This is a genomic window from Streptomyces sp. NBC_00299 (assembly GCF_036173045.1).
Classification (GTDB): domain Bacteria; phylum Actinomycetota; class Actinomycetes; order Streptomycetales; family Streptomycetaceae; genus Streptomyces; species Streptomyces machairae.
Genome location: NZ_CP108039.1, coordinates 2,194,134 through 2,220,511, shown reverse-complemented (window position 1 = coordinate 2,220,511; position 26,378 = coordinate 2,194,134). Strand labels below are relative to the sequence as shown.

Annotated in this window: 22 protein-coding genes and 2 pseudogenes; 9 read left to right on the top strand and 15 right to left on the bottom strand. The window is 71.5% G+C overall.

The genetic code is table 11. From position 1 onward, the window contains the following. Complete coding sequence (locus OHT51_RS09650) at positions 1–774, bottom strand: response regulator transcription factor (protein ID WP_328878504.1); 774 nt, start codon at positions 772–774, stop codon at positions 1–3. A 103-nt stretch (positions 775–877) separates the two neighbouring features. Here OHT51_RS09650 and OHT51_RS09645 point away from each other — a divergent pair. From OHT51_RS09645 to OHT51_RS09620, 6 genes and pseudogenes are all read left to right on the top strand, one after another. Then, positions 878–1,594 (top strand): annotated as a pseudogene (locus tag OHT51_RS09645) (glycosyltransferase family 2 protein); the annotation flags it as partial. A gap of 305 nt (positions 1,595–1,899) precedes the next feature. Beyond that, the gene (locus OHT51_RS09640) at positions 1,900–2,511 is read left to right on the top strand and encodes a TIGR04282 family arsenosugar biosynthesis glycosyltransferase (protein WP_328878503.1); all 612 of its coding nucleotides are present in this window, start codon (positions 1,900–1,902) and stop codon (positions 2,509–2,511) included. Between the two features lie 314 nt (positions 2,512–2,825). Next, the gene (locus OHT51_RS09635) at positions 2,826–3,653 is read left to right on the top strand and encodes a methyltransferase domain-containing protein (RefSeq protein ID WP_443052701.1); all 828 of its coding nucleotides are present in this window, start codon (positions 2,826–2,828) and stop codon (positions 3,651–3,653) included. A 74-nt stretch (positions 3,654–3,727) separates the two neighbouring features. Beyond that, a complete protein-coding gene (locus tag OHT51_RS09630) occupies positions 3,728–4,921 on the top strand; it encodes an ABC transporter ATP-binding protein (protein WP_328878502.1) in 1,194 nt (397 codons plus the stop codon). Beyond that, positions 4,918–5,604, top strand: a complete 687-nt coding sequence (locus OHT51_RS09625; RefSeq protein WP_328878501.1) for an ABC transporter permease — start codon at positions 4,918–4,920, stop codon at positions 5,602–5,604. The genes OHT51_RS09630 and OHT51_RS09625 overlap by 4 nt, the downstream gene beginning before the upstream one ends. Next, on the top strand, positions 5,601–6,269 hold the full coding sequence (locus OHT51_RS09620; protein ID WP_328878500.1) for an ABC transporter permease: 669 nt from the start codon (positions 5,601–5,603) through the stop codon (positions 6,267–6,269). Before OHT51_RS09625 ends, OHT51_RS09620 begins: the two co-directional genes overlap by 4 nt. A 79-nt stretch (positions 6,270–6,348) precedes the next feature. On the opposite strand, the gene OHT51_RS09615 is transcribed toward OHT51_RS09620, so the two are convergent. The 4 genes and pseudogenes from OHT51_RS09615 to OHT51_RS09600 all read right to left on the bottom strand — a co-directional run bounded on the left by OHT51_RS09615 (position 6,349) and on the right by OHT51_RS09600 (position 10,558). Then, entirely contained in the window at positions 6,349–6,951 is a 603-nt protein-coding gene (locus OHT51_RS09615) for a GTP-binding protein (protein ID WP_328878499.1), read from the bottom strand. Next, a pseudogene (locus tag OHT51_RS09610) lies at positions 6,938–7,454 on the bottom strand (DUF742 domain-containing protein). The gene OHT51_RS09615 and the pseudogene OHT51_RS09610 overlap by 14 nt, the downstream one beginning before the upstream one ends. Before the next feature lie 69 nt (positions 7,455–7,523). After that, the gene (locus OHT51_RS09605; RefSeq protein WP_328421984.1) at positions 7,524–8,000 is read right to left on the bottom strand and encodes a roadblock/LC7 domain-containing protein; all 477 of its coding nucleotides are present in this window, start codon (positions 7,998–8,000) and stop codon (positions 7,524–7,526) included. Further along, a complete protein-coding gene (locus OHT51_RS09600; protein ID WP_328878497.1) occupies positions 7,997–10,558 on the bottom strand; it encodes an ATP-binding protein in 2,562 nt (853 codons plus the stop codon). The genes OHT51_RS09605 and OHT51_RS09600 overlap by 4 nt, the downstream gene beginning before the upstream one ends. 318 nt (positions 10,559–10,876) lie before the next feature. On the opposite strand from OHT51_RS09600, the gene OHT51_RS09595 reads away from it, so the two are divergent. Further along, positions 10,877–11,833, top strand: a complete 957-nt coding sequence (locus OHT51_RS09595) for an ABC transporter substrate-binding protein (RefSeq protein WP_328878496.1) — start codon at positions 10,877–10,879, stop codon at positions 11,831–11,833. Between the two features lie 64 nt (positions 11,834–11,897). On the opposite strand, the gene OHT51_RS09590 is transcribed toward OHT51_RS09595, so the two are convergent. The 6 genes from OHT51_RS09590 to OHT51_RS09565 form a co-directional block, all read right to left on the bottom strand. Continuing rightward, a complete protein-coding gene (locus OHT51_RS09590; RefSeq protein ID WP_328878495.1) occupies positions 11,898–13,277 on the bottom strand; it encodes a glycoside hydrolase family 43 protein in 1,380 nt (459 codons plus the stop codon). A gap of 152 nt (positions 13,278–13,429) precedes the next feature. Then, positions 13,430–14,377 (bottom strand): ROK family protein, encoded by a 948-nt coding sequence (locus OHT51_RS09585; RefSeq protein WP_328878494.1) that lies wholly within the window; start codon positions 14,375–14,377, stop codon positions 13,430–13,432. Continuing rightward, on the bottom strand, positions 14,374–16,002 hold the full coding sequence (locus OHT51_RS09580) for an ABC transporter ATP-binding protein (RefSeq protein ID WP_328878493.1): 1,629 nt from the start codon (positions 16,000–16,002) through the stop codon (positions 14,374–14,376). The genes OHT51_RS09585 and OHT51_RS09580 overlap by 4 nt, the downstream gene beginning before the upstream one ends. Continuing rightward, positions 15,999–16,871, bottom strand: a complete 873-nt coding sequence (locus OHT51_RS09575; protein ID WP_328884285.1) for an ABC transporter permease — start codon at positions 16,869–16,871, stop codon at positions 15,999–16,001. The genes OHT51_RS09580 and OHT51_RS09575 overlap by 4 nt, the downstream gene beginning before the upstream one ends. 32 nt (positions 16,872–16,903) lie before the next feature. Then, positions 16,904–17,863, bottom strand: coding sequence for an ABC transporter permease (locus OHT51_RS09570; protein ID WP_328878492.1), 960 nt, complete (start codon positions 17,861–17,863; stop codon positions 16,904–16,906). Positions 17,864–17,866: 3 nt separating this feature from the next. Beyond that, a complete protein-coding gene (locus OHT51_RS09565; protein ID WP_328878491.1) occupies positions 17,867–19,624 on the bottom strand; it encodes a peptide ABC transporter substrate-binding protein in 1,758 nt (585 codons plus the stop codon). A gap of 173 nt (positions 19,625–19,797) precedes the next feature. Here OHT51_RS09565 and OHT51_RS09560 point away from each other — a divergent pair, with 173 nt between their 5' ends. Together OHT51_RS09560 and OHT51_RS09555 are read left to right on the top strand one after the other, a co-directional pair. Beyond that, on the top strand, positions 19,798–20,961 hold the full coding sequence (locus OHT51_RS09560; RefSeq protein ID WP_328878490.1) for an ROK family transcriptional regulator: 1,164 nt from the start codon (positions 19,798–19,800) through the stop codon (positions 20,959–20,961). Positions 20,962–20,976: 15 nt separating this feature from the next. Further along, positions 20,977–22,503 carry a M81 family metallopeptidase gene (locus OHT51_RS09555; protein ID WP_328878489.1) on the top strand — a complete coding sequence of 509 codons (1,527 nt, stop codon included), beginning with the start codon at positions 20,977–20,979 and terminating at the stop codon, positions 22,501–22,503. A gap of 3 nt (positions 22,504–22,506) precedes the next feature. Here OHT51_RS09555 and OHT51_RS09550 read toward each other — a convergent pair whose 3' ends face one another. The 4 genes from OHT51_RS09550 to OHT51_RS09535 are packed head-to-tail and all read right to left on the bottom strand — an operon-like array spanning position 22,507 to position 26,293. Beyond that, positions 22,507–23,094, bottom strand: a complete 588-nt coding sequence (locus tag OHT51_RS09550) for a GTP-binding protein (RefSeq protein WP_328878488.1) — start codon at positions 23,092–23,094, stop codon at positions 22,507–22,509. Next, positions 23,081–23,461 carry a DUF742 domain-containing protein gene (locus OHT51_RS09545; protein WP_328878487.1) on the bottom strand — a complete coding sequence of 127 codons (381 nt, stop codon included), beginning with the start codon at positions 23,459–23,461 and terminating at the stop codon, positions 23,081–23,083. Before OHT51_RS09545 ends, OHT51_RS09550 begins: the two co-directional genes overlap by 14 nt. Next, on the bottom strand, positions 23,442–23,861 hold the full coding sequence (locus tag OHT51_RS09540; protein WP_328878486.1) for a roadblock/LC7 domain-containing protein: 420 nt from the start codon (positions 23,859–23,861) through the stop codon (positions 23,442–23,444). The genes OHT51_RS09545 and OHT51_RS09540 overlap by 20 nt, the downstream gene beginning before the upstream one ends. A gap of 11 nt (positions 23,862–23,872) precedes the next feature. After that, the gene (locus OHT51_RS09535) at positions 23,873–26,293 is read right to left on the bottom strand and encodes a nitrate- and nitrite sensing domain-containing protein (protein WP_328878485.1); all 2,421 of its coding nucleotides are present in this window, start codon (positions 26,291–26,293) and stop codon (positions 23,873–23,875) included. Positions 26,294–26,378 lie beyond the last annotated feature (85 nt).

Below are 26,378 nucleotides of genomic sequence, written 5' to 3'. Positions count from 1 at the left end.
TCACGCCTCCCCGGCGGGAGAAGGAGCGTGGGCGGGACCCGGGGCGGCGGTACCGGTCGCGTCGAAGCGGTAGCCGACGCCCCACACCGTCTGGATGAGCTGGGGCCTGGCCGGATCGTCCTCCACCTTGCCGCGCAACCGGCGGACATGGACGGTGACGGTCGACAGATCGCCGAAGTCCCAGCCCCACACCTCGCGCATCAGGTCCTCGCGGCTGAAGACCCGGCCGGGGTGCCGCAGGAAGAACGCGAGGAGGTCGAACTCACGGATGGTGAGGGCGAGTTCGGCGTTGTTCTTGGTGGCGCGGCGGGCCGCCCGGTCGACCGAGAGGCCGGCCGCGCGCAGGGTGCCCTGCGGCCGGGCGGGGCCGGGGCGGGTGCGGCGGAGCACCGACTCGACGCGCAGGACGAGTTCGCGCGGGCTGAAGGGCTTGGTGACGTAGTCGTCGGCGCCGACCTCCAGGCCGAGGATGCGGTCGTCCTCGTCGCCGCGGGCGGTGAGCATGATGACCGGCACGGGCCCCTGGCCGCGCATCCGGCGGCACACCTCCAGGCCGTCCATGCCGGGCAGCATCAGGTCCAGCACGACCAGGTCCGGCCAGTGCGCGGCGGCCCGGGCGAGGGCGTCGGGGCCGTCTCCGGCGCGGTCCACGACGTATCCGGCGCGGTCGAGGTAGCCCGAGACGACTTCGGCCACGGTGGGGTCGTCGTCGACGACGAGAACCCTGGCCCCGGGCCCGCCCCCGGCCTGCTGATACGGCTGTTGCTGCTCCATGCCGCCAGCCTCGCACCCCGGGCGCGCATGTGCCGCAGCCGAGGCCTGACGTCCTTGTTTCGTAAGGAGCCGTAGTCCGGTATGTCCGTTTCTGGCTCGTAGGGTGAAAGCCGTGACGACCCCATCCGCAGCAGCCGGTGAACCCCGCACGGCGTCCGTCGACGTCGTGCTTCCCTGTCTCGACGAGGCCGACGCCCTGCCCTGGGTCCTGGAGCGGATCCCGCCCGGCTGGCGGGCGCTCGTCGTGGACAACGGTTCCACCGACGGCTCGGCCGCCGTCGCCCGCGAGCTCGGCGCGACGGTCGTGCACGAGGAGCGACGCGGGTTCGGCGCCGCATGCCACGCCGGGCTGACCGCGGCCACGGCCGACATCGTCTGCTTCTGCGACTGCGACGCCTCGCTCGACCCGGGCGACCTGGTGCCCTTCGTACGCCGGATCGCGGCCGGCGAGGCCGACCTGATCCTGGGCCGGCGCCGCCCCGCGTCCCGCGGCACCTGGCCGCTGCACGCCCGCGCCGGCAACCTCGCCCTCACCCACCTCCTCCACCGCCGCACCGGCCTGCGCCTGCACGACCTGGGCCCCCTCCGCGCCGCCCGCCGCGACCGCCTCCACACCCTCGCCCTCACCGACCGCCGCAGCGGCTACCCCCTCCAGATGGTCGTCCGCGCCGCCGACGCGAACTGGCGCATCGCCGAGTACGACGTGCCGTACCTGCCCCGCACGGGCGCGTCGAAGGTGACGGGCACTTGGCGGGGGACCTGGCAGGCGGTGCGGGACATGAGCCGGGTGCTGGGGGAGCGGGACGGGGGTGTGGGGGCGAGTGCCGGCGGCGGCGGGCGGGGTGGGTCCGGCGTCGGGCCTGATGGGCGTGGTGGGGTCGGGGCCGGTGGACGTGGCGGGGCTGAGGCGGATCCCGGTGGGGCGGGCGGATCCGGGGCCGATCCCGATCGGGACGGTGCCGAGTCCGACCGGGACGGTGCCGAGTCCGACCGGCGCGGCAGGACCTTCGCCGAGCCCGACCCGCAGACCCGGACCGTTGCCGGGTCCCCCGACCGTGCCGAAGCCAAGTCCTCCCACCGCTCCCCAACCCACCCCGGCGCCGACCCGTCGAAAGGAACCCGCTCGTGACCACGCTCCTCGTCATTGCCAAGGAGCCCCGACCGGGGCGGGTGAAGACCAGGCTGACGCCGCCCTTCACGCCCGAGGAGGCGGCCCTGCTTGCGGAGGCGGCGCTCGTGGACACGTTGGACGCCGTGGCGCGGACGCCGGCTCGCCGCCGGGTGTTGGTCCTGGACGGAACGCCGGGCCCCTGGGTGCCGCCCGGATTCGACGTCGTACGGCAGTGCGCGGGCGGCCTCGACGAACGGCTGGCCGAAGCCTTCGCGGGGTGTGACGGGCCTGCGCTGCTCGTCGGCATGGACACCCCGCAGGTGACACCGGAGTTGCTGACCGTGGACTGGTCGGACTGCGACGCGTACTTCGGTCCCGCCGAGGACGGCGGCTTCTGGGCGCTCGGCATGGCCGAACCGGACCCGGCACGGCTGCGCGGCGTCCCGATGTCGACGCCGCAGACCGGCGAAGCGCAGCGGGCCCGGCTCGCCGGTCTGCGCGTGCGCGACCTGCCCTGTCTGCGCGACGTCGACACGGCATCCGACGCCGACCTGGTCGCCGAGGCGGCACCGGGCGGACGCTTCGCAACAGCGCTGGCCCGCCTCACCCCGACGGTGGACCGATGAGCGCCCGGCACGAGACGACGACGGCAAGGATCACCCGCCAGACGGGCCCGGTCACGATCCACCACACGGACTCCACCACCGACAGCCACCCACGAGGGACTTCGCCCGAGCCCGGCTCGGACGGTCCCCCGTCGCACCTCCCACCCGACGCCGGTACCGACGCCGGTATCGGGCAGTTGGCCGTGGCCGTGATCCGCGACGAGGGTGCTGTCGCCGACAGTCGGGCACGGGGGGCCGTGCCGGAGTCCGGCGTGGGCGCACGCCTCGACGTCGGCACCGACGGCCGCCCGTCAGGTCTCCCGGTCGAGGCCGGTATCCCGCACCCGCACCGCGGCTCGACGCGTCCCCCGGCGACCGGCCACCGGACACCGACGACCCGCCCCGACGCTCCAAGGGCCGCCACCGCAACCGGCGTCGGCGGCGGCCGCCTTCGGGCCGCTCCCGGCGACGCCGTTTCCTGGTCCGTCGACCCCTATGCCCGTGCCCTCACCGCCGGGCAGGGGCCCCTCTTTCTGCGCCGTACCGACGGCTGGCTGTTGCCGCTCGATGTCGAGCGGTGGTGTGCGGAGGCCGATGCGGTGGACATGGAGGTGCTGCGGCGTTGTGAGGGGGCGGTGCTGGATGTCGGGTGCGGGCCCGGGCGGCTGGTGGCGGCGTTGGGCCGGCAGGGACGCCGGGTGCTCGGCATCGACGTCAGCGAGGTCGCCGTCGCGTGCACGCTGCGGCTAGGGGGACCGGCGTTGCGCCGCTCCGTCTTCGACTCGCTGCCCGGCGAGGGCCGCTGGGGCACCGCCCTGCTCATCGACGGCAACATCGGCATCGGTGGCGACCCCGTGGCCCTGCTCGACCGGATGGCCCAACTCCTCGCCCCCGGCGGCCTGTTGATCGCCGAGACCGTGCCCGACCTGGACCTCGACGAACGCGTCCACGTCCACGTCACCGACGCCGGCGGTGCCACCGGCACTCCCTTCCCGTGGGCACGCCTGGGCACCCCCGCCCTGCTGCGGCACGCCGAGCGGGCCGGCTGGGGTGCCGTCGGTCAGTGGATGACGGGCGGCCGTTCCTTCGTCGCCCTGCGCGGCAGCGGCAGCGGCAGCGGAGTCCGCGGTCCAGTCCACAGTCCCGCAACACTGGACGTCTAGACTCTCCCCTCAACGGCCCGGACCCGTGGTCAAAAGCGGGCGAAATCTGCCAGACCCGAAGGGTATTCGGCGTTTTGATACGGATAGATTCAGTCACCAAGCGGTATCCGGACGGCACGGTGGCGGTCGACCAGCTCTCGCTGGAGATACCCGACCGCTCGATCACCGTCCTCGTCGGACCGTCGGGCTGCGGAAAGACGACCACGCTGCGGATGATCAACCGGATGGTCGAGCCCAGCGAGGGCACCATCCTCCTCGACGACGTGGACATCCAGCAGCAGCCGGTCAACACCCTGCGCCGGTCCATGGGATACGTCATCCAGAACGCCGGCCTCTTCCAGCACCGCACGATCCTCGACAACATCGCCACGGTGCCCCGCATGCTCGGCTGGGGCAAGGAGAAGTCCCGGGCGCGGGCGCGTGAGCTGATGGAGCGGGTCGGCCTCGACGGGGCACTCGCCAAGCGGTACCCGTACCAGCTCTCCGGCGGCCAGCAGCAGCGCGTCGGCGTGGCCCGCGCCCTCGCGGCGGACCCGCCGGTGCTGCTGATGGACGAGCCCTTCTCGGCCGTCGACCCCGTGGTCCGCAAGGGCCTCCAGGACGAACTCCTGCGCATTCAGGAGGAGTTGGGCAAGACCATCGTCTTCGTCACCCACGACATCGATGAGGCCGTCAAGCTCGGCACGATGGTCGCCGTGATGCGCACGGGCGGCAAGCTCGCCCAGTTCGCCCCGCCGGCCGAACTGCTGACCCACCCCGCGGACGAGTTCGTGGAGGACTTCCTCGGCGCGGACCGGGGCATCCGGCGGCTGTCGTTCTTCCCCTCGGCGGGCCTGGACCTGCTGACCGAGCCCCTCGTGGCCGTCGACGCCACCGCCGAGCAGATCACCGCCGCCGCCACCGCCGACGTGCCGTATCTCCTGGTCACCGACCCGGACGGCAAGCCCCTCGGCTGGGGCGAGCCGCAGGATCTCACCGCCGGGGAGATCGAGACCGACCGACTCCTGCCGTACGGGCGCCCGTTCGTGACCGCGACCGACTCGCTGCGGGCCGCTCTCGACTGTGCCGTGCTCTCGCCCACCGGGTGGGCCGTCGCCGTGGACGCCGACGGCCGGGCCACCGGGGTCGTCTCGCAGCAGACCATCGGCGAGGCCATCCGCGGTGCGCACGCGCACGACGGCAAGGTCGCGGAGGCCGGGGAGCCCGGGGGGCCCGGTAAGTCCGGGACGGCCGGGGCGGCCGGGACGACCGAGAAGGTCGCGCCATGACCGAGCTCTTCGACATGCCGAGCGACCTGCAGAACAGCTACTTCGGACTGGTCGGCCTGCATCTGCGCGAGGCACTGATCCCCGTGCTCGCCGGGCTGCTCGTGGCCCTGCCCGTCGCCCAGCTGTGCGTGCGGGTGCGCTGGCTGTACCCGCCCGTGCTGTGGGTGACGACCGTGCTGTACGCGATTCCCTCGCTCGCCTTCTTCGTCATCCTCATCGACTACACCGGCCTGAGCGAGATCACGGTGATGATCCCGCTGGCCGTGTACAGCCTGGTGGTGCTGGTCCCGGCCATCGTGGACGGTGTGCGGTCGGTGCCGCAGGAGACACTGGCCGCCGCCACCGCCATGGGCTTCGGGCCCGTACGACGCTATCTCCAGGTCCAGTTGCCGATCGCGGCACCCGCGATCATCGCCGGACTGCGGGTGGCGTCCGTGTCGAGCGTCTCCCTCGTCAGCGTCGGCATGCTCATCGGCAACGCGGGCGCCCTCGGCAACCTGCTCAACAGCGGCCTGATCTACAACCAGCCCCGCCTGGTGTGGCTCTCCGTGGTGGGTACGGCCGTCCTGGCCATCCTCGTGGACGCGGCGCTGATCGGCCTGCGTCTGCTCCTGACGCCCTGGATGCCGCGCGGCACCCGTAAGAACGCACGCCCGCTCGCCGTGAAGGAGGCCGCCCGGTGAACGTCCTGAACTTCATCAACTCCTTCTTCAGCGACAGCGCGCACTGGCAGGGCTACGACGGCATCCCCGCGAGGCTCGCCGAGCACGTCCAGTACACGCTGCTGGCACTCGGCATCGCCGCCGCGGTCGGACTGCCGGTCGGCCTGCTCACGGGCCACACCGGGCGCGGCGGCAACGCGCTCGCCCTGATCGCCACCTCGGCCCGGGCGCTGCCCAGCTTCGGCCTGATGGTGCTGATGTTCATCCTGCTGGGCCTGGGCATGGCCCCCGTCATGATCCCGCTGGTCGTGCTCGCCATCCCGCCCATCCTCGTCACCACCTATGAAGCCATGCGCTCCGTCGACCCCGCGCCGGTGGACGCCGCTCGCGGCATGGGCATGGCCGAGACCGGAATCCTGTTCAGGGTCGAACTGCCCGTGGCCCTCCCGCTGATCCTCAGCGGCCTGCGCTCGGCAGCCATCCAGATCGTCTCGACGGCCACCATCGCCGCGTACGTCAGCTTCGGCGGCCTCGGCCGCTACATCATCGACGGCCTCTACCAGCGCAACTACGAGAAGGTCGTGGGCGGCGCCACCCTGGTCGCCGCGATGGCGCTCACGACGCTGGCGCTCTTCTGGGCAGCGGCGCGGTTCGCGGTGTCACCGGGGGTGCGCAGGCGCGGCTAGTCACGCACCCCCGGTGGCCCGCAGGCCCTAGCCGCGCGAGGACGGCCGTACGGCGACCGCCCGGCGTCTGCTCCCGCCGTCAGCCGTCCGTGCGCGCCAGCGCCAGTTCCAGCACGACGAGCAGGGCGTCGCGGACCGAGCCGCGTTCGCGGGCGTCGAAGACGACGACCGGGACGCCGTCGGTGACGTCGAGGGCCCAGCGGATCTCGTCCAGCGTGTGCTCGACCTTGCCGTCGAAGGCGTTGGCGGCCACCGCGAAGGGGATGCCCTTGTGCTCGAAGTAGTCGACGGCGGCGTAGCAGTCGTCGAGCCGGCGGGTGTCCACGATGACGAGCCCGCCGACGGCGCCCTCCACGATGTCGTCCCACATGAACCCGAACCGCTCCTGCCCGGGTGTGCCGAACAGATACAGCTTCAGGGTGGGGTCGATGGTGAGGCAGCCGAAGTCCATCGCCACGGTGGTCGTCGTCTTGCGCGGCGTGTGCGTGAGGTCGTCCACGCCGGCCGCGACCTCCGTGATCGCGGCCTCGGTGGTCAGCGGCTCGATCTCGGATATGGCGCCCACGGTGGTGGTCTTGCCCACGCCGAAGCCGCCGGCGATCACCATCTTGACCGGCAGCGGCGGTCGTACGGTGGCCGCCGGCGCGGCGGTTGCGCCGGTGGCCGGTTCAGTCGTCGTCACGGAGTGACCCCTCGTGAGTCGGGTACGGCGCGCAGGCCGTCGATGACCCTGCGCAGGACGGATGCGTCGTGGATGACGCCGGAGTCGGGCACGTGCACCGTCAACTGCCCGGCGGCGCGCAGGTCCTCGGCGAGGACGCGCACCACGTTGAGGTGCAGCCGCAGCCGGGCCGCGATCTCCGCGATGGACTGCGGCAGCCGGCAGACGGCGACGATGTCGTGCTCCTCGAAGGCAAGCCGGTCAAGCGCGTCGAGCCCCTCGGTGGTGGCCACCACCTGCGTCTCCACGGGCATCGACCGCCCGTCGGCGTCACCCACGACCCGCCCGGCGGTCACCAGGAAGGGCCGCACGGCGGAGGCGGGACCGACCGACTCGGACACGCCGGGGTCCGGTACATCGGGGTGCGGCCCGTCGAGGTCCGGCCCATCGCGCTCCGGGCCGTCGAGGTCCGGCCCGTCGTGCTCCGGCCCGTCGAGGTCCGGCGCTGGGGTGCCGTCCGCCATGGCGTAGTCCGTCCTCCTCGGCCGGGTGCCTGCCTCTTGCCGGGGCTCCCGGGTTTCTTCCCGGCCCGGTCAGCGGGGCGACGTGGCGCCGACGCTGTTCTTCAGCTCCAGCACCAGCTGCGGGCTGAGGGCGGAACCGGCGCGGTTGGCGAACACGGTCATCTCGTAGGCGATGTTGCCCAGCTTGGCCTCCTTGTCGGTGACGACGCCGAGCACGGCGCCGCTGCCGATCGTGGAGACCAGGACGTGGCCGCCCTCCAGGTCGATGATGACCTTGTTGAGGCCGCCGAGGCCGTAGTTGCCGGAGGCGCCGGCGGCCAGGCTGGTGATGCCGGAGACGATCGCGGCGAGCCGCTCCGAGTCGGCGTGCTCACGCAGCTCGGACACGGCGATGAGGAGGCCGTCGGACGAGACGGCGATGGCGTCCACGACACCGGCCGTCTCCTTCGCGAAGCGATTCAGCAGCCAGGTGAAGTCGGCTGCGGCGGCCTGCAGTTCGGCCGGTGTGGGGCCTCCCGCCGGGGTGCCACCTGTCGACGTGCTCACTGCTCCGCTCCTTCCGGGGGGTTGTTCTGGTCGTGCACATGGGGGGCTGGGGTCGTTGCTGGGGCGGACTGCGCTCCGGTGCCGCCGTCACCGCCGTTCCCGCTGTCGCGATGCGCGCGCTCCACGGCGGCCTCGAACTCGTCGAGCGCCGCCCGCACGGCCTCCGCGTCGAGCGTCCGCGCGTCCTGCCGCAACGCAGTCTGCCGCTCGGAGGCCTCGACGGTCGTACGCAGGGTCGCACCACGGACGCGGCGACGCAGGGGGCGAGCGGTGGGGGCGTCGCCCGTGGGCGCGGTTGTGGGGGTCGGGCCGGGCCGGGCCGCGGCCACGGACGGGTCCGGCCGGTCGGCCCGCGCGTGATCGGCGGATGCCGCCTCGCCGTCGCCGCTCCCGGACGGCTCCGCGGCAGGCCCGCTCGGCGCGATACGGCGGGGCAGGGGGCGCAGCCCGTCGGCGCACGCAGCGTCGTCCTGCCGTACGGCATCCCCTGGCACGGCCGCGGACGGCCGGGGGCCGGTGGCCGCACCCGCACGGCTTGCGTGCTCGGCCTTCGTCCCCGAGCCGCCCCGGGCAACCGCAGCCAACGCCGCCGTGGCCGTCGATCCCGTAGTGCTCCCCGTCACCAGCAGCGCCGACGGCACCGTCACCTCGGCCGTCACACCCCCGCCCGGTGTGCGGGAGAGCGTGACCGCGATCTCCCAGCGGCGCGCGAGGGTGCCGACCACGAACAGGCCCAGGACCTTGGTGGGTACGAGATCGAGCCGTTCGCGGCGGATCAGACGGGCGTTCTCCTCGTCGAGGCGCTCGGGGCTCATGCCCAGGCCGTGGTCGGAGACGACGATCACCGCGTCGTCGCCGGAGGCCGCCACCGTCACCTCGACCGGGCTGCCCTCGGGCGAGAACGACACCGCGTTCTCCAGGAGTTCGGAGATCATCAGCGTCAGGTCGCCGATGACCTCCGGCTCCACGACGGCCTCGGTCCGCGCGCGCAGTTCCACGCGCTGGTAGCCCTCGATCTGGCCGAGCCCGGCGCGTACGACGTTGGTGAGCGCGGTGGGACCGGAGTCGAGGACCGCCTCGTGGATGCCGGCGAGCAGCATCAGGCTGTCGGCGTTGCGGCGCAGACGGACCGCGATGTGGTCGATGGAGTACAGCCGCTCGAGGAGAGCGGGATCGGTCTCGCCCCGCTCCACCGCGTCGATGAGGGCGAGCTGGCGGGTGGTGAGATTGCTGACCCGGCGTCCCACGTTGCCGAACATCTCGGCGACGTTGCGCCGGCTGAGCACCTGCCGTTCCAGCAGCGCGGCCGCCATGGTCTGCACCTGGTTGAACGTCTCGGCGAGTTCGCCGATCTCGTCGCGCGCGGTGACCGGCATCGCGCGCAGCCGCGGCGGACCGTCGTCCTCGGCGTCGTCGTCGGCCACCCGGGCGAGCTCGCGCTCGGCGACCTCGGCGACCTGCCGCGCGGCACCTGTGAGGGCTTGCACCGGGCGGACCACGGAGCGGCGCACCAGCATCGCCAGGACCAGCCAGACGGCGAGGCCGAGCAGGGCGAGTCCCAGCAGCAGCACCGCGCGCCATGCCGCCTTGTCGGAGGCGCTCTCGGCCTGGTCGGCGATCTGGCCGATGAGCGAGGTGGTGATCGCCAGCCGGGTCTTGGCCTGGTCACGATAGGCGGGGTAGGAGTCGAGCGCCGCGTCGAGGGACGTGCGGATCTCCGCGGGCGAACCGCCCTGGGCGGCGCCGGGGTCGATCTGCAGCTCGGCGAAGTGCCGGCTGATGACGCTCTGCGCGGCGGTGTACTTGATCCCGGCGAGCTGCGCTGCCTGGGCGTCGGTGGCGAACCGGGAGAAACGTTCGGCCTGATGCGTGTACTCGTCGTAGGAGCCGACCGCGCCGATGAACTCGATGAGGGCGTTGGAGTCACCGGTCGACGCGGAGAAGACGCCGGTCTCGAAGGCACTGTGGGCGGCACCCGCGCGCAGCAGCGAGTCCAGCAGGTTGCCGGTGAAGGCGGTTGCCAGATCGGGGTTGCGGTCCAGGCCCAGGCCGTCGATCAGGTTCTGCGCGGCGTGGGTGTACGCGGGGTCGATGCTCTCGGCGGGCAGATAGTCCCGCTCGATGGTGTCACGCAGGCTGCTCAGGCCCTCGATTCCCCGCAGCGCCTGCGCCTCGGTCTCCGGCAGCTGTTCCCCGAAGGCGTCGCGCACCCGGTCGACCTGGGAGTTCACGAGGGACTGCGCCGTGCGGTAGGCGGCGGACGAGGGCGCGTCGCCCTCGGAGGCCTCGTGCCGTACGGAGAGCAGGACGGCCTGCTGGTGCTCGGACGCCAGCCGGTCGGCGAGTGTGGCGACCTCGGTGCTCTCCCGGACCAGCCGGGCGGCGTCGGCCGCGTCACGTGACTGCGCCGTCTGGTCGGCTATGAGATAGGCGAGGAGGACCGCCACCACGGTCAGCGGCACCCCGACGAGAAGGTTGAGCTTGCGCCTGAAGGGCCAGCGGTCGGCGAAACCGCGTAGACGACGTGGGCGCCGAGCGCCCACCTCGTTCGTGGACACCGAGTTGCCTCCTTCGTGGGCGTCACACGGCGCGCGAGGTCTCACGTGACCGTTGTTGACCGGTATCGCCCCCGTCAACGTCGGGGACACTACCGCCTCTTGCTTTTCGTGACCGGAACTGTACGTCAAGAATCCGTTACAACACCCTCCGCCCCAACCGTCCCCCTTCACATCGGGGCACAAGCGACCATTGTTCGAGGCCAATCGGTGACCGGATTGCTCTTGACTGGGACAGAACCGGCTGGATTGGATCAGTGGAGAGCTCTGCCCAGACCCTGGGGTCGGCTTCTCCAACCCCCTCGAACCGGAACGGGAATCGTGACTTCCACCGCCGTAAGCAGCAGGTCCTTCAGGAACCATCCCGGCGCGGCCGCTGTCGCGCTCGCCGCCACGGCGGCGCTGCTGGCGGGATGTTCCTCCTCCGACGACAAGTCCGACCCCCTGGCCGGGGACAAGCCGAGCGGCGACACCGTGGTCGTCGGCTCGAACAACTTCGCCGAGAGCATCCTGCTCGCCGACATCTACGGCGAGGCCCTCAAGGCCAAGGGCATCAAGGTCACCTACAAGCCCAACATCGGCAGCCGCGAGACGACCTACGGTCTGCTGAAGAACGGCTCCATCACGGTCCTGCCGGAGTACAACGGCTCGCTGCTCGCCTACCTCGACGACAAGGCGGAGCAGAAGTCGGCCGACACCGTGAACGCCGCGGTCAAGAGCAAGCTGGACGCGAAGCTGACGCTGCTGGAGTCCTCGCCGGCCGAGGACAAGGACTCCGTCAGCATCAACGCCGAGACGGCGAAGAAGTACAAGCTGACGGCCGACTCCAGCCTTGAGGACCTCAAGGACATCGCCCCGGACATGGTGATCGGCGGCTCGCCCGAGTTCCAGACCCGGCACCAGGGCCTCAAGGGCCTGGAGTCCGAGTACGGCCTGAAGTTCAAGTCCTTCAAGGCGCTGGACGCGGGCGGCCCGCTCACCCAGGCGGCGCTGACGAAGAACACCGTGCAGGCCGCGGACATCTTCACCACCGACCCGACGATCATCAAGGAGGGCTTCGTCGTCCTGAAGGACCCGAAGAGCCTCTTCGGTTTCGCCAACGTGACCCCGCTCGTCTACAAGAGCGGCCTCTCCCAGGAGGGCGTCGACGCGCTCAACGCGGTCTCGGCCAAGCTGGACACCAAGACGCTCCTCGACCTGGACTCCCAGGTGCAGCTGGAGAGCAAGGACCCGCTGGACGTGGCGAAGGCCTGGCTGAAGACGGCCGGCCTCAACTGACGTGGCCGGGGGTGGGGCCGTGGCCGGCCGGTGCCGCCACAGCCCCACCCCGTCCCCGGGCCGCTCAGTAACCGACCTGGAACGTGGCGTCCTGGCGCTCGCCGGCCGTGGAGACCGGGTCGATGCGCAGGGCGTAGTCCGCGTGCCTGAGGTAGCGGGTCGGGTTGTTGTACGAGCGGAACGACGCCCAGGACGCGTCGGCGAGCCCGGCCGTCCGGTAGAAGGTCGCGTCCCCCGCGAACGCCGACGTGCCGTCGCTCTCGTCGAGGCGCAGGGCGTAGCTGTAGTGCCGCAGATAGCGGGTCGGGTAGTTGACCGACTGGAAGGACACTCCGGAGGAGTCGGCGAGGCCCGGCACCAGCTTCCACTGCGAGTCGGGGAACGGGTCGAAGGGGTACGCGTCGATCCGGCCGGCGAAGCCGCTGTGCCGGACGTAACGCGCCGGATAGTTGTACGACTTGAGCCGGTTCCAGGCCGGAGCTCCCCAGTGCGAGACCAGGTTGGTGTACTGGGCCTGCGTGATCGGCTGGATGCCGCAGTGCTTGGAGTTGAGCGGCTGGGTGTAGAGGCGCTGGTCGAGCGCCGTCCACGTGCCGGCGGCGAGGTCGGCCGACTGCCAGGCGTAGAAGACGCCGTTGGGCGTGTACGTGTCTCCCCACAGGTACCAGGTGTCGGACGTCAGTGACTTCACCACCGTGGGCGCCTCGGTGCCGCCGTGTGCGGCCGGGGTGCTGAAGACGGTGAAGCTGCCGGGGTCGAGTGAGGCGGACCGGGCGCCGACCAGCGTCTGGTCGCGCTTGAAGTAGAGGTAGTTGACGCCGTTCACGCCCACGGTCAGATTGCCGTCGATGACGTCGTGGCCGGGGTCGAAGAAGACCTGTGGATTCCGGCTGGTGCGGAAGTCGGTCGTGTAGCTGACCATGATCACGTTGTGGCCGCTGCTGTTCACCGACGAGTAGAGGATGCCGTACTGCCCGCGTCCGGCGTCCCAGTAGGCCTCGGGCGCCCAGCTGTGGGTGCCGGTCATGTCGTGCAGCTTCAGCAGCCGATAGCCCGTGAAGGACCGCAGGTCGGTCGAGTCCCAGACGTGGATGTTGACGCTGTTGCGGCTCCAGTCGGTGCCCTTGAGGTCGGTCGCCAGCACCACGAAGGTGCCGTCCTGCTTGCGCAGGACGAACGGGTCGCGCAGGCCTCCCGCGCCCAGGGCCGGGGTGACCACCGGGTTGTTCTGGTTCAGCGGCATCCAGCGCAGACCGTCGGTGCTGACGGCCAGGTGGAGACCGTAGTCGGCCTCGAGCATGGTGGTGGACTCGGTGAAGTAGGCCATGACGTAGGCCGAGTCGACGGCGTGGGCCGTCCCGGCTCCGAGGGCCAGGGCGCCGGTCGCCGCGAGCGGAACGGTCGCTGCCATGCCGAGGACATGTCTGCGGGAGGGGTGGGCCATGTGCGCTCCAGGGGGTGCGTGGTCGGTGCGGGCCGTGTGGTCGGGGGCGGACGGGCAGGCCGGCGTCGAATGCCGAACTGTCGATATTTCGAACGGAGTTCGGTGAATCGACCAGAAGGTAGGAGAGCGCCGGGTCCGCGTCAATCACACGGTCATCCTTGGCGGATTTTCGCCACCCGGCCGACCAGGGGCCCCAGTTCCGTACGCGCGCGTGCCGCCGCCCCGATCGCCACCGCGTCGGCACCGAGCCCGGCCGGCAGGACGCGGACGGGATGGCCGCTGACGGGCGGCTCGGCGGCCAGGGCAGTACGGATCGAGCGCTCCAGCAAAGCCCAGGAGCGGCTCACGCCACCGCCGACGACCACCGTGGTGACGTCCAGCAGGCCCGCCGTGACAAGCAGAGCACGGGCGACGGCGGCCCCCGCCGCGTGGTACACGGCGAGCGCGTCCCCGTCTCCCGACCGCGCGGCCTCGGCGACCTCCACGGACGTGCGCGAACGGCCCGTCCGCTCGGCGTACCGGTCGGCGATCGCGCGGCCGGAGGCCAGGGTCTCCAGATGCCCGCGAGCGCCGCAGGTGCAGGGCAGGTCGCCGAAACCGGGGATGTGCCCGATCTCGCCCGCCGCGCCGTGCGGGCCGTCGTGGAGCACGCCGCCCAGCCACAGCGCCCCGCCGACCCCCGTGCCCAGCGTCATCCCGAGCACATCCGGCTCGCCCGCCACCGAACCGGCCGTCGCCTCCCCGCGCAGGAAGGCGTTGACGTCGTTGTCCAGGAACGCCGGTACGCCCAGCGCCTCCTCGAACGCCGCCGTCACCGCGAACCCGGCCCAGCCGCGGAACGAGTCGCTGGCCACCAGGACCCGCCCCTCCCGCGCGTCCACCACGCCCGCCGCGCCCACCCCGACGCCGAGCAGCCGCGCGGGAGTACGCCCCAGCAGCAGCCGTACGGCATCCAGCGCGGCGCCGGCCATCGCCGTCCCGCCGTCGGAGGCCGGGGTGGGCACGCCCGCGCGGTCCAGGACGCCGAGGTCCGGGTCGCACAGCACCACCTGGGTCGTCGTACCGCCGATGTCGACACCGGCAAGCACTCCCCGCGTCATGCGCCGGCCCCCGTCCCGAGCGCCGCCCGGCGTTCCCTGCGCCGCCGCTGCAGCACCGGATCCGGCACGGGCACGGCCGCGATGAGCCGGCGCGTGTACTCCGTCTCCGGACGCAGCAGGGTCGTCATGGTCGGCCCCTGCTCCTCGATGCGGCCCTCCCGCATGACGACGACGCGCTGCGCGAACTCCTGCACGACGGCCAGGTCGTGGGAGACGAAGAGACAGGCGAACCCCAGCTCACGCTGCAACTCGGCGATGACCTCCAGCACCGTGCGCTGCACACTCACGTCCAGCGCGCTCGTCGGCTCGTCCGCGACCAGCAGCCGGGGGTCCAGCACCAGCGCCCGCGCGAGACTCACCCGCTGCCGCTGACCCCCGGACAGCTCACGCGGCCCACGGCCCGCCAACTCCCTTGGCAACCGCACCAGTTCCAGCACTTCGGCGACCCTGGCGCGCCGCTCGGCCGCCGCCATGCGCCGCCGGTGCACCCGGAGCGGCTCGGCGACGCACTCCGCCACGCTCATCCGCACGTCCAGTGACGCCACCGGGTCCTGGAGCACCACGCCGACGCCGGACAGCAGAGCCCGCCGCTTCCGCCCCCGGGCGCGTCCCAGATCGGTGCCGAACAGCGACACCGAGCCGGCGGCGGGCGCGATGAGCCCGAGCGCGACCCTGGCCGCCGTCGACTTGCCCGACCCGGACTCGCCCACGACGCCGACGGTTTCGCCGGGGCGGACGTCCAGGGAGACGCCCTCCAGCGCCCGGACCCGCCCGAACCGCACCGACACGTCCCGCAGTTGCACCACGGGCGCCTTCTGCGCCGCGGGCGGGTCCTCACCGCTGAGCCGCAGCCGGGGCACCGCCGCAAGCAAGCCCCGCGTGTACTCGTGCTGCGGCCGCAACAGCACGTCCTCCACCGTCCCCGTCTCCACGATCTCGCCCCGCAGCATCACGGCGACCCGGTCCGCGAAGTCGGCGACCACACCCATGTTGTGCGTGACCAGCAGCACTCCCGTGTCCGAGTCGGCAGCCAACCGCCGTAGAAGATCGAGGATCTCGGCCTGCACGGTCACATCCAGCGCGGTCGTCGGCTCGTCGGCGATGAGCAGCCCCGGCGAGTTGGCGATCGCCATGGCGATGACGACGCGCTGGCGCTGCCCGCCCGACAGCTGGAAGGGAAAGGCCGACGCCCGCCTCTCCGGCTCGGGAATGCCGACCCGGCGCAGGAGGTCGACCGCCGCACGGGCGGCCTCCGACCGGGAGACCTCCCGATGGTTCCGAATGACCTCCGCGATCTGGGAGCCGACCCGAGTCAGCGGATCGAGGGCGGTCGCCGGTTCCTGGAAGACCATGGAGGCGGTACGGCCCCGCAGCCGGGTCAGCTCGGCCTCCGGCGCGCCCACCACGTCTGTGCCGTCGACGGTCACCCGGCCCGAGGCTTGCGCGCTGCCCGGCAGCAGCCCCATCGCGGCGAGCGCCACCGTCGACTTGCCGGACCCGGACTCACCGACAAGGGCCAGCGTCTCGCCGGGCCGTACGTGCAGCGACACTCCGCGCACGGCGGCCACGTCACCGGTGTCGGTCGAGAAGGTCACGCCCAGGTCGGCGATCTCAAGGATGTTCATCCGCGTCCCTTCACGTCGAAGGCGTCACGCAGCCCGTCGCCGATCGCGTTGAACGCGCACACGACGAGGATGATCGCGAGGCCCGGCGGAACGATCAGCCACCAGCGCCCGGAGTACGCCGCCGTCAGACCGGCCGACAGCATGCCGCCCCAGTCGGTCTTCGGCGGCTGGACGCCCAGCCCGAGATACGACACATACGCGACGAGCAGGATCGCGTCGGCGATCTGGAACGTCGCCGCGACCACGATCGTCGACACCGAGTTCGGCAGGATGTGCCGCCGGATCGCCCGGCCGTGCGTGCCGCCGGTCGCGCGCAGCGTCAGCACGTAGTCGCGGTTCTTCAGGGTCAGGGTCTCGGCCCGTACCAGCCGGGACGGCACCAGCCACGACACCAAGCCGAGGATCACGATCAGGCCGGCCGTGCCCGGCGTGGTGATCGCGGACACGACCAGCAGGATGAACAGCGCGGGAATCGCGATCCCCGCGTCCACCACCCGCATCATCACCGCGTCCACCCAGCCGCCCGCGTACCCCGCGACCGCACCCCACAACGTCCCGATCACGGTCGCCAGCACCCCGGCCGCGAGCCCGACGAGCAGGGACACCTGGCCGCCGTACATGAGCCGCCCGAGCTGGTCGTGCCCGACGGCATCGGTACCGAGCCAGTGCGCTGAGCTGGGCGGGAGGTTGACCTGGGTGAGGTCGGTGTGGGTCTGGTCGGTGGAGTACAGCAGCGGGCCGACGAAGCAGAAGAGCAGGAAGAGCAGAACAATCAGGACCCCGGCCATGGCGAGCCTGTTGCGCGCGAAGCGCGCTCTCAGGGGCGCGGGGCTGCGTCGATTCGCGGCTCCTCCGCGGGGCGCGCCCAGCCCCCACCGGCCCGCAGCTTCAACACGACCACTCACGCCCGCCCCTCCTTCACCCGAGGATCGACAACTCGCTGCACCACATCCGCGAGCAAGGTCCCCACCACGGTCGCCACGGAGATGACAAGCACGCACCCCAGCAACACCGGGTAGTCGGAAGACTGCGCGGCGGACCAGAACAACAGCCCCATCCCCGGATAGTTGAAGAGCTGCTCGACCACCAACGCCCCACCGAACAGCACCGGCACGTAGTACCCGAGCATCGCGACCACCGGCGTCAGGGAGTTCCGGAACACGTGCCGGAACAGGACCGCGTACTGCCCGGCCCCACCCGCCCGCGCGGTCCGCACATAGTCCTCGGACAGGTTCTCCAGCGTCGCCGCCCGCATGTACCGACTGAACACGGCCACCATCGAAGCCGCCCCCGTCACGACCGGCAGCACCAGTGCCGCCGGATCGGCGAACACCTGGGCCAACGTGTCCCCTTGGGGCGCCTGCGACGGGAACCACCGCAGGGTCTGGGTGAAGACCAGCACCAGGATCAGTCCCAGGAAGTACACCGGCGTCGAGTACGCGACGAAGCTCAGCGTGGTGATGACGTAGTCGGCCGGCTTGTTGCGCCGCACCGCCTGCCACATGCCGAGCGGAATGGCCAGCAGCAGCCCGACCAGCGCGGACAGCACGGTCAGCACCAGCGTCTTCGGCAGCCGCTGTTCGATCAGCCGCGACACCGCCTCATTGAGGGTGTACGACGTCCCGAGGTCACCCTGCGCCAACTCGCGCAAGTAGTAGACGTACTGCACGGGCAGCGACCGGTCGAGCCCCTGTTCGTGGTTGAACGCGGCGATCTGCTGGGCCGTCGCCTGCGGGCCGAGGATCCCGCGTGCGGGGCCTCCGGGCAGGGTGTGCAGCAGGCAGAAGACCACGATCGTGACGATCAGGATCACGGCGAGCGCTTGCAGGAGGCGGCGGCTGAGATACAGGAGCGTGTCCATGCCTCAGCCGGTCCACTTCCACTGCGCGGGGTGGAAGTTGGCGAGCGAGTCCTGGGAGAAGCCGCCGAGACCGTTCCTGATGACCGAGACCTGGTAGACGGGTTCCGGCAGCCAGACCACCGGCAGGTCCTCGGCGAGGGCCGCGCTGTAGTCCTGGACCGCCTTGGTCGAACTCGACGTCGTGGAGGCGGAGATGAGTTTGTCGACGTCCGGGTTGGAGTAGTTGCCGAAGTTCGAGCCGCCGCCGGTCTGGAACAGCGAGTCACCGGTCGGGAAGGCCGGGAAGTACCAGCTGCCGGCCGTGCCGAAGAAGGACAGCTGCCACTTGCAGATCGACTGGCTCGCCTTGCACTGCGGGGTCTGCGCCAGCACCGAGTTGACGGGCGCGGTCTTGATCGAGAACTTGATGCCGGTCCTGGCGAGCGAGGACTGGATCGCGCTCATCATGTTGGCGGTGACCGTCGAGCCGGACTGCGACAGCACCTGCATCTCGAACCTGGTGCCCCCGGCGACGCCCGCACCGCACTGGGAGGCCCCGGTCCCGGGACTCGTGCAGGTCATGACGCCGCCCTGCTCGGTCCAGCCGTGACCGGTCAGCAGCTCCCGGGCGGCCTTCGTCGAGAACGGATACGGGTTGTCCTTCTGCGCCCGGGAGACGAAGTCGGACGCCTGCCCCTGCGGGACCGGGCCGTAGCCGGCGACCGCCGTACCGTTGAAGACGACCTTCGCCAGACTCGCCTGGTCGATGGAGCGCTGGACGGCCTGGCGGGCATACAGCTGTTTGAACACCGCGCCCATGGCCGGGTTGTTGAAGTTGTACGGCATGTAGGTGATCGCCCAGCCGGACCACGGCTTCACCTCGTACCCCTGCGCGGTGAAGCTCTCCTTCTGGTCGAGGTCGGTCGCCTCGATGTAGCCGTAGTCGACGCTGCCGGAGCGCAGGGCGTTCTTCTCGGCGTCGGCCGTGGTGAAGGGGAGCAGGTTCACCGTGGGGATCGCCGGCTTCTCGCCGCCGTCGTACTTCTTGTTGGCGGTGAGGACCACCTTGCCGGACGTCGAGTAGGACTTCACCGCGTACGGGCCGCTGATGGTCTTCCAGAGGGCGTTCTTCTCGTAGTCGCCGATGTTCTTCGCGGCGTTGTTGAGGTACGTCCACACCTGCTTGGCGTCGCCGCCCTTGTCCCAGGTGTGTTGCGGCAGCGGTGTGATGGAGCTCAACTCGTTGGCCAGCATCCACTGCGGGTTGTAGGCCTTGTCGAAGGTGAGCGTGAAGTGGCGGTCGTCCTCGGCCTTGAAGGACGTCCAGTTGTCCGGCGCCTGGCCCGGGTTGTACCCCGCCCACTTAGCCTTGTTCGCCTTGATGAGGTCGAACCAGAACTGGACGTCACGGGAGGTGATCGGCTTGCCGTCGCTCCAGTGCCGGTCGCCCAGGGTGATCCGCACGCTCTTGTTGTCGGGCGCGAAGTCGGCGTCGATGGCGACCGAACCGGCTTTGTTCCAGGCGATCTCACCGGTGGAGCCGTCGTAGGCGATGAGCGGCTCCCACAGCGTGTTCGCGATGGAGATGTTGTTGGTGTTGAGATGCGCCGCGGTGCCGATCGGCAGGATCCAGTTCGGCGTGAAGTTCGCAGGCAGCGCGTAGTTGATGGAGTCGCGGGATCCGGACGGCGTACCGCTGCTCCCGGAGCAGCCCGCGAGCAGCAGCGTGCCGGCGGACAGGACGGCGGCAGCGGCGAGGAGTCTCGTGCGAGCAGGGGACATGGCTCTCCTCAGGGGACAGAAGCGAGGTGCAGTCAGTGAAAGCCCCGTCTGTTCGAAGAAACAGGAGTCCTGCTGTAAAAAGTATGTTTCTGCTGTTCTGGAATTAGCCCGGAGGGTGCTCCCGCGGCCTACTCTCGCTGTCCCGACCGCAGATGACGGAAGTAACTTCGTCCATGACTGAAAAAAGTGGGTCGTTAACCCGGCGCATCCTCGAACTCCTCGCCTCCGGGCAGGCGTCCACGCGCACGGAACTCTCCGAGCTGCTTGGCGCCGCTCCGTCGACGGTCTCGTTCGCGGTGAGCAAGCTGCTGGACTACGGCCTGGTCACCGAGGAGGGCACCATGTCGTCCACCGGCGGCCGGCCGCGCAAGGTGCTCCGGCTCGGCGGCAGCGACGGCTACGCCGTGGCGGCCGAACTCGGCGGCAAGCACGCCCATGTCGGCGTCGTCCACCCCGGCGGCGGACTCACCGACGTCTCCACGGTGCCGTTCGCGACGGCCGACGGACCGCAGGCCTCGCTGCCCGGCCTGGTCGAGACCCTGGAGAACCTCGCCGAGCGGAACGGGCGGGAGTCCCTCAGAGGTGTCGGCCTCTGCCTGCCGGGCCCGGTCGACGTCGAGCCGGGCCTGGTGACGCTGCCCGCGCGCATGCCGGGCTGGAACCGGTTCCCGGTACGGGACTGGCTCCAGGAACGGTTCGGGGTCCCGGTGGCCATCGAGAACGACGCCAACTGCATGGCCGTCGGCGAGCACAGCGTCCGGCCCGCCGGGCAACGCCAGGCCATCATGGTGAAGGCGGGCACCGGCATCGGCGCGGGCGTCATCGCCGACGGCCGCCTCTACCGGGGCGGTTCGGGCGCGGCCGGCGAGATCACCCACGTCCGCGTCGAGGCGGCCCACGACATCCCCTGCTCCTGCGGCAACACCGGATGCCTGGAGACGGTCGCCTCGGGGGCGGCGCTGGTCCGCATCCTGCGCGAACGGGGCCTGGAGGTGACGTCCACCGAGGACGTCGTACGCCTCGCCGGCGATGCCGACCCCGAGGCGACGCGCGCGGTCCGGCAGGCCGGCCGCTACCTCGGCATGGTGCTGGCCGCCAACGTCAACTTCTTCAACCCCGACGCCGTGTACCTCGGCGGCATCCTCTCCACGCTGGAGCCCTTCGTCGCCGCCGTGCGCAGCCAGTTGTACGAGGGCTGCCATCCGCTGGTCACCGAGCACCTGGTCATCGAGCGGGCCGGCCTCGGCGCCGACGCCGGCCTGGTCGGCGCGGGCCAGTTCGCGCTCCAGCGGGCGCTGGCCCACGCACTGCAGTCGGTCGCCGGCACCCACCCCTGACCCTCAGGAGGAGCCATGCCCCAGTCCCAGCTCCAGCCCCGCCTCCGTCCCGTCGTCGCGATCGCCGGCCTCGGCATCGAGTCGTCGACCTTTTCCCCGGCCCGCACCGAGGCCCCCGCCTTCCACCCACGGCGCGGACCGGAGGTCCTCGACCGCTACCCGTTCCTGGCGCCGGGCCGGCCCCTGCGGGACGCCGCCGACTGGCGTGGCGCCCTGGTCGGCAAGGCGCTCCCCGGCGGAACGGTGACGGCGGCGGCGTACGCCGAGCTGTCCCGCGAACTCATCGACCGACTCCGGGAGTTGGGGCCGCTCGACGGCCTCTGGTTCGACATCCACGGCGCGATGACCGTCGAGGGGCTCGATGACGCGGAGGCGGACCTGCTGGCCCGTGTCCGCGAGGCTGTCGGACCGGACGTCCTCGTGTCGACCTCCATGGACCTGCACGGCAACGTCTCGCGCCCGCTCGTCCACCTCAGCGATCTGATCACCTGTTACCGCATGGCCCCGCACGAGGACGCCATGGAGACCAAGGAGCGGGCCGCCCGCAACCTCGTCGACCTCCTGGCGAGCGGCGCGCCCCGCCCCGTCAAGGCCTGGGTGCCGGTCCCGGTGCTGCTGGCCGGGGAGCAGACCTCCACCCGTATCGAACCCGCGAAGAGCGTGTACGCGGCCGTCGAGGACGTGGCAGCGGCCGACGGGGTGACCGACGCGGCGATCTGGGTCGGGTACGCCTGGGCGGACGAGCCGCGCAACCGGGCCGCCGTCGTGGTCACCGGATCCGACGAGGCCGCCGTCACCGCGGGCGCCGAGCGGCTCGCCCGCGGATTCTGGGACGCCCGCGACGACTTCGCCTTCGTCGCCCCGACCGGCACCCTGGACGACTGCCTCGACGAGGCCCTCGCCGCCGACGCCCGCCCCTACTTCATCAGCGACACCGGCGACAATCCGACGGCGGGCGGCGCCGGAGACGTCACCTGGGGACTCCAACACCTGCTGGCCCGCCCGGAGTTCAAGGACCCGTCCGGACCGGTCGTCCTGTACGCCTCCCTGCCCGGCCCGTCCGCGGTCGACACGGCGGTGAAGGCCGGCGTCGGCGCCACGGTCACCGTCACCGCCGGCGCGGAGGTCGACGACCGGCACGCCGGGCCGCTCACGATGACCGGCGTGGTGCACTCCGTACGGCACGGCGACCGGGACGCCGGGACGGAGGCCGTCCTTCGGGTGGGCAGCGTGCACGTGATCCTGACCCGGCTGCGCAAGCCGTATCACCTCGAAAGCGACTTCACCGGCCTGGAGCTGGACCCGCGCGCGGCCGACCTCGTGATCGTCAAGATCGGCTATCTGGAGCCCGAGCTGTTCGCCATGGCCGCCGACTGGAAGATGGCGCTCACCCCGGGCGGCGTCGACCAGGACCTGGTGCGGCTCGGCCACCACCGGATCCGGCGGCCGATGTTCCCCTTCGACCCCGCGATGGCCGCCCCCGACCTCACGGCCAGGATCGTCGCACCCGCGAACCGGCCGCTCACCGGCCCCGAGGAGTGACGCTCAGCCCGCCTGCCGGGCGTCGGCTATCAACTGGTCGATCAGGGCGATCAGCACGTCCCGGCACGACTCGCGCTCCCGCGCGTCACACAGCAGCACCCGCACATGCTCCGGGAGCGCGAGGGCGTCCTTGATCTCCTCGGCGGGATAGGGATGTTCGCCGTGGAAGCCGTTCACGCCGACGACGAAGGGGATCTGCCGGCGCTCGAAGAAGTCGATCGCCGCGAAGCTGGACTCCGGCCGGCGGACGTCGATCAGGACGACCGCTCCCAGCGCGCCGATCGCCAGGTCGTTCCACATGAACCAGAACCGCTGCTGCCCGGGCGTACCGAACAGATACAGCACCAGTTCCTGGCTGATGGTGATCCGGCCGAAGTCCAGGGCCACGGTGGTGGCCCGCTTCTCCTCGATGCCGGCGAGGTCGTCGATGCCCACGCCCGCGGCGGTCAAGGGCTCCTCGGTGCGCAGCGGGGCGATCTCGCTGACCGACCCGACCAGCGTCGTCTTGCCGACGCCGAAGCCGCCGGCGATGAGGATCTTGACCGTGTCGGGCGGCGCGACCGATTCCACGGTGGTGTCAGAGCCGGCCAAGGCCGTCCCTCACTTTCTGCAGCAGGTCCAGGTCCGGGGTGCGGGGGGTGACGGGGTGCGGCGGGTGCACGGTGATCAGGCCCGCCTCCAGGAGATCGCAGAGCATGATGGCGACCACGCTCACCGGCAGGTCCAGATGGGCCGCCAGCTCCGCGACGGCGATCGGCCCGGCGCAGCGCCGCAGGATCCGCGTCTGCTCGGGCTGCGGACGGGGCGCCCGCTCCGGCGGCGGATCCACCGCCGTCACCGTCGTGATGAGCGTGAAGTCGGTGCGGCTGGGCCTGGTCCGGCCGCCGGTCAGCGTGAAGGGACGTACCAGCCTGCCCGCCGTATCGTCTCCGGCCACCTCACGCGCCAGGGCCGGCATGGGCCCGCGGTGCCGCCGACAGGTGCTCGCCGATCTTCTTCACCAGCATGTTCATCTGGTAGGCCACCACGCCGACGTCCGCGCCCTGGTTGGTGAGGACGACGAGGTGGGCGCCGGGCCCGGCGGACGTGAGGATCAGATAGCTGTTGGCCATCTCGATCAGCGCCTGGCGCACCGGCCCGCCTCTGAAGTCCATGCTGACGCCCTTGCTGAGGCTCATCAGGCCGGACGCGGTCGCCGCCAGCCGCTCGGCGTCGTCGCGCAGGAACCCGGTGGACTTGCTCACCACCAGACCGTCCTCGGAGAGCACGACGGCGTGGTTGACGTCGGCGACCCGCTCCACGAGTCCGGTGAGCAACTGGTCGAGCTGGGTGTCCGTGGCGGGGGTGGGGCGTGTCATGGCGGTGTCCTTCATGAGCGGTCGGCGGGCGAAGGGGAGGACGTGGGGGAGGAGGCCGCGGCGGCGTCGGCGCCGTCCGCCGCGGGCGGCTCCTCGGGGGCGACGTCGTCGAGCGTCCGGCGGGCGGCCGGGATCCGCTGGTCCGCGGCCGCCTCGGGCGGGTCCGCGCTCTCGTCGCCGCCTTCGTCGCGGGCCTGGAGCGTGCCCCGCTGGAAGCAGGCGAGGGAGGAGGCGGCTCGCTCCGCGGTGAAGTCGTCGTAGCCGTTCTCCTCGGCCTCGGCGGGCTGCGTCTCCTCGCGCAGTTCGGCGGCCAGGCTGGTCTGCGGCACCCGGCGGGGCAGCGCGGTGAGACCGCCCTCCCGGCGCGTGGCGGAGGCGGAGTCCCGGGAGGAGGGCTGAGCGGTCGCGGTGCGGGCCGGGACGACCGGGCGGGACTCCCGTACGGGCTCCTCCGGTTCGGCGGCACCGGAGTGCTCCACCTCGTCCGGCTCCGGGGCCGGCAGGTCCCGCACCACGACGTCGTGCGGGATCAGCACGATCGCCGTCGTGCCGCCGAACGGCGAGGAGCGCAGGGTGACCGCGATGCCGTGCCGCTGGGCTAGCCGGGCGATCACGAACATGCCGAGGCGCAGGTCGTCGGCGAGGGCCACCACGTCGAACTGCGGGGGCTCGGCGAGCTGGGCGTTGAAGGAGTCGTAGTCCTCCTCGGACATCCCGAGCCCACGGTCCTCGACCTCCACGGCGAGGCCCTTGGCCACCATCGCGGCCCGCACCCCGACCGGCGCGGGCGCGGGGGAGTACAGCGTGGCGTTCTCGATCAGCTCGGCCAGCAGATGGATGACGTCCGCCACGGCAGGGGGAGCCAGGTGCACCTCCTCCTCCGTCTGCACCTCGACCCGCTGGTACTCGGCGACCTCGCCGACGGCGCTGCGCAGGATGTCGATCAGCGCGACCGGTTCGCTCCAGCTGCGGCCGGGCCGCTCGCCGCTGATGATGACGAGGTTCTCCTCGTAGCGGCGCAACTGGCTGGCCGTGGAGTCCAGTTCGTACAGACCCTTGAGGATCTCGGGGTCCTGGTGCGCGCGCTCCAGCGCGTCGAGCTTGGTGAGCTGGAGGTTGACCAGGTTCTGGCTCTGCCGGGCGATGCCCAGGATGACCTTCTGGAAGCCGCGCCGGGTGTCGGCGAGTTCGACGGCGGTGTGCACGGCGGTGCGCTGGGCGGTGTTGAACGCCTTCGCCACCTGGCCGAGTTCGTCGTGGCCGTAGTCCAGCGGCGGGGTCGCCAGCTCCACGTCGACCTTTTCACCGCGCTCCAGCCGCGCCACCACGTCGGGCAGCCGCTCCTGGGCGAGGCCGAGGGTGGCCTCGCGCAGGCCGTGCAGGCGCCGGGACAGCGAGCGTGTGATCCGCCACGACATCCAGACGCACACCAGCAGCGCGACCAGACCGCCCGCACTCAGGGCGGCGGCCTTGATCAGCAGGCCGCGCGCGTTGTCGCCGCTGCGTTGCAGCAGCGCGGTCGTCTGCTGCCGGATGAGGAGCTCGTACTCGTCGGAGACCTTGACTAGCGCGGCCCGCCACTCCTTCTGCGCGTCCGGGACGGCGATGTCCCCGTCCCCGCGCGCTGACGTCCGCGCCGCGAGCACCCGGTCCTCGACGGTCTCCAGGGTCCCCCACTGGGGGCTCCCCAGGATCCGCTCGGTCTCCGCCTTCGCGCTCCCCGTGAGCGAGGGGAGGATCTGGTCCTCGACCAGCCAGCGGCGGGTGTTCACCAGCTCCGCGAACTCGGTCCACGACTTCTCGCTCATCGTCCGCGACGGCGAGGCCAGCGTCAGCAGCGCGTCCTCCCGGGACACCAGTTCCGCCGCGTGCTCCAGCGCGACGAGCGGACCGGCCTGCGAGGTGAGGTCGCCGTCGTCGACCTGGGACAGCTCCTGGAAGGCGTGGATCTGGTCGTCGATGATCGACGTGTACTGGCCGAGCGCCTGTACGGCGGTGATGTCGGTGGGGTTGTCCACCTGCCCCCGGTAGTACTCCAGGCTGCTCACCGACGCGACGACCGAGTACAGCCGGTCCTTGATCCGGGAGGGCGCCTGCTGGATCGCGTCCGACTGGGAGAGGAGTTTGGCCACCGCCTTGTCGGTCTTGCTGCGCTGCTCGTCCAGCGCGCCGCGGGCCTCCTCCTGCCGGGACGCCAGCCACACGGCCGAGTAGCTGCGCTCCTGCTGCAGCGCGAGCGTCGCCTCCGTGCCCATGGCCCCGGTCGACTTGCTCAGCCCGGTCTGCGATCGCAGCCCCAGACCCTCCGAGAACATCTGGATCGTCGTCACGCTCCAGACGGCGGCGAGCGTGACGCTGGGCACCAGGGCCAGCAGGATCAGGGAGAGACGGATGGAGCCGAGGCGGCGCCGGGGACCTGTCCGTGGAGACATTGTCGTCCTAGGGCGATCAGCGGAGGGCGGGAGCGGGAGAGGGAGGGGGCAGCGCGGAAGCGGAAGGTGGACGAGCGCCAGGGGG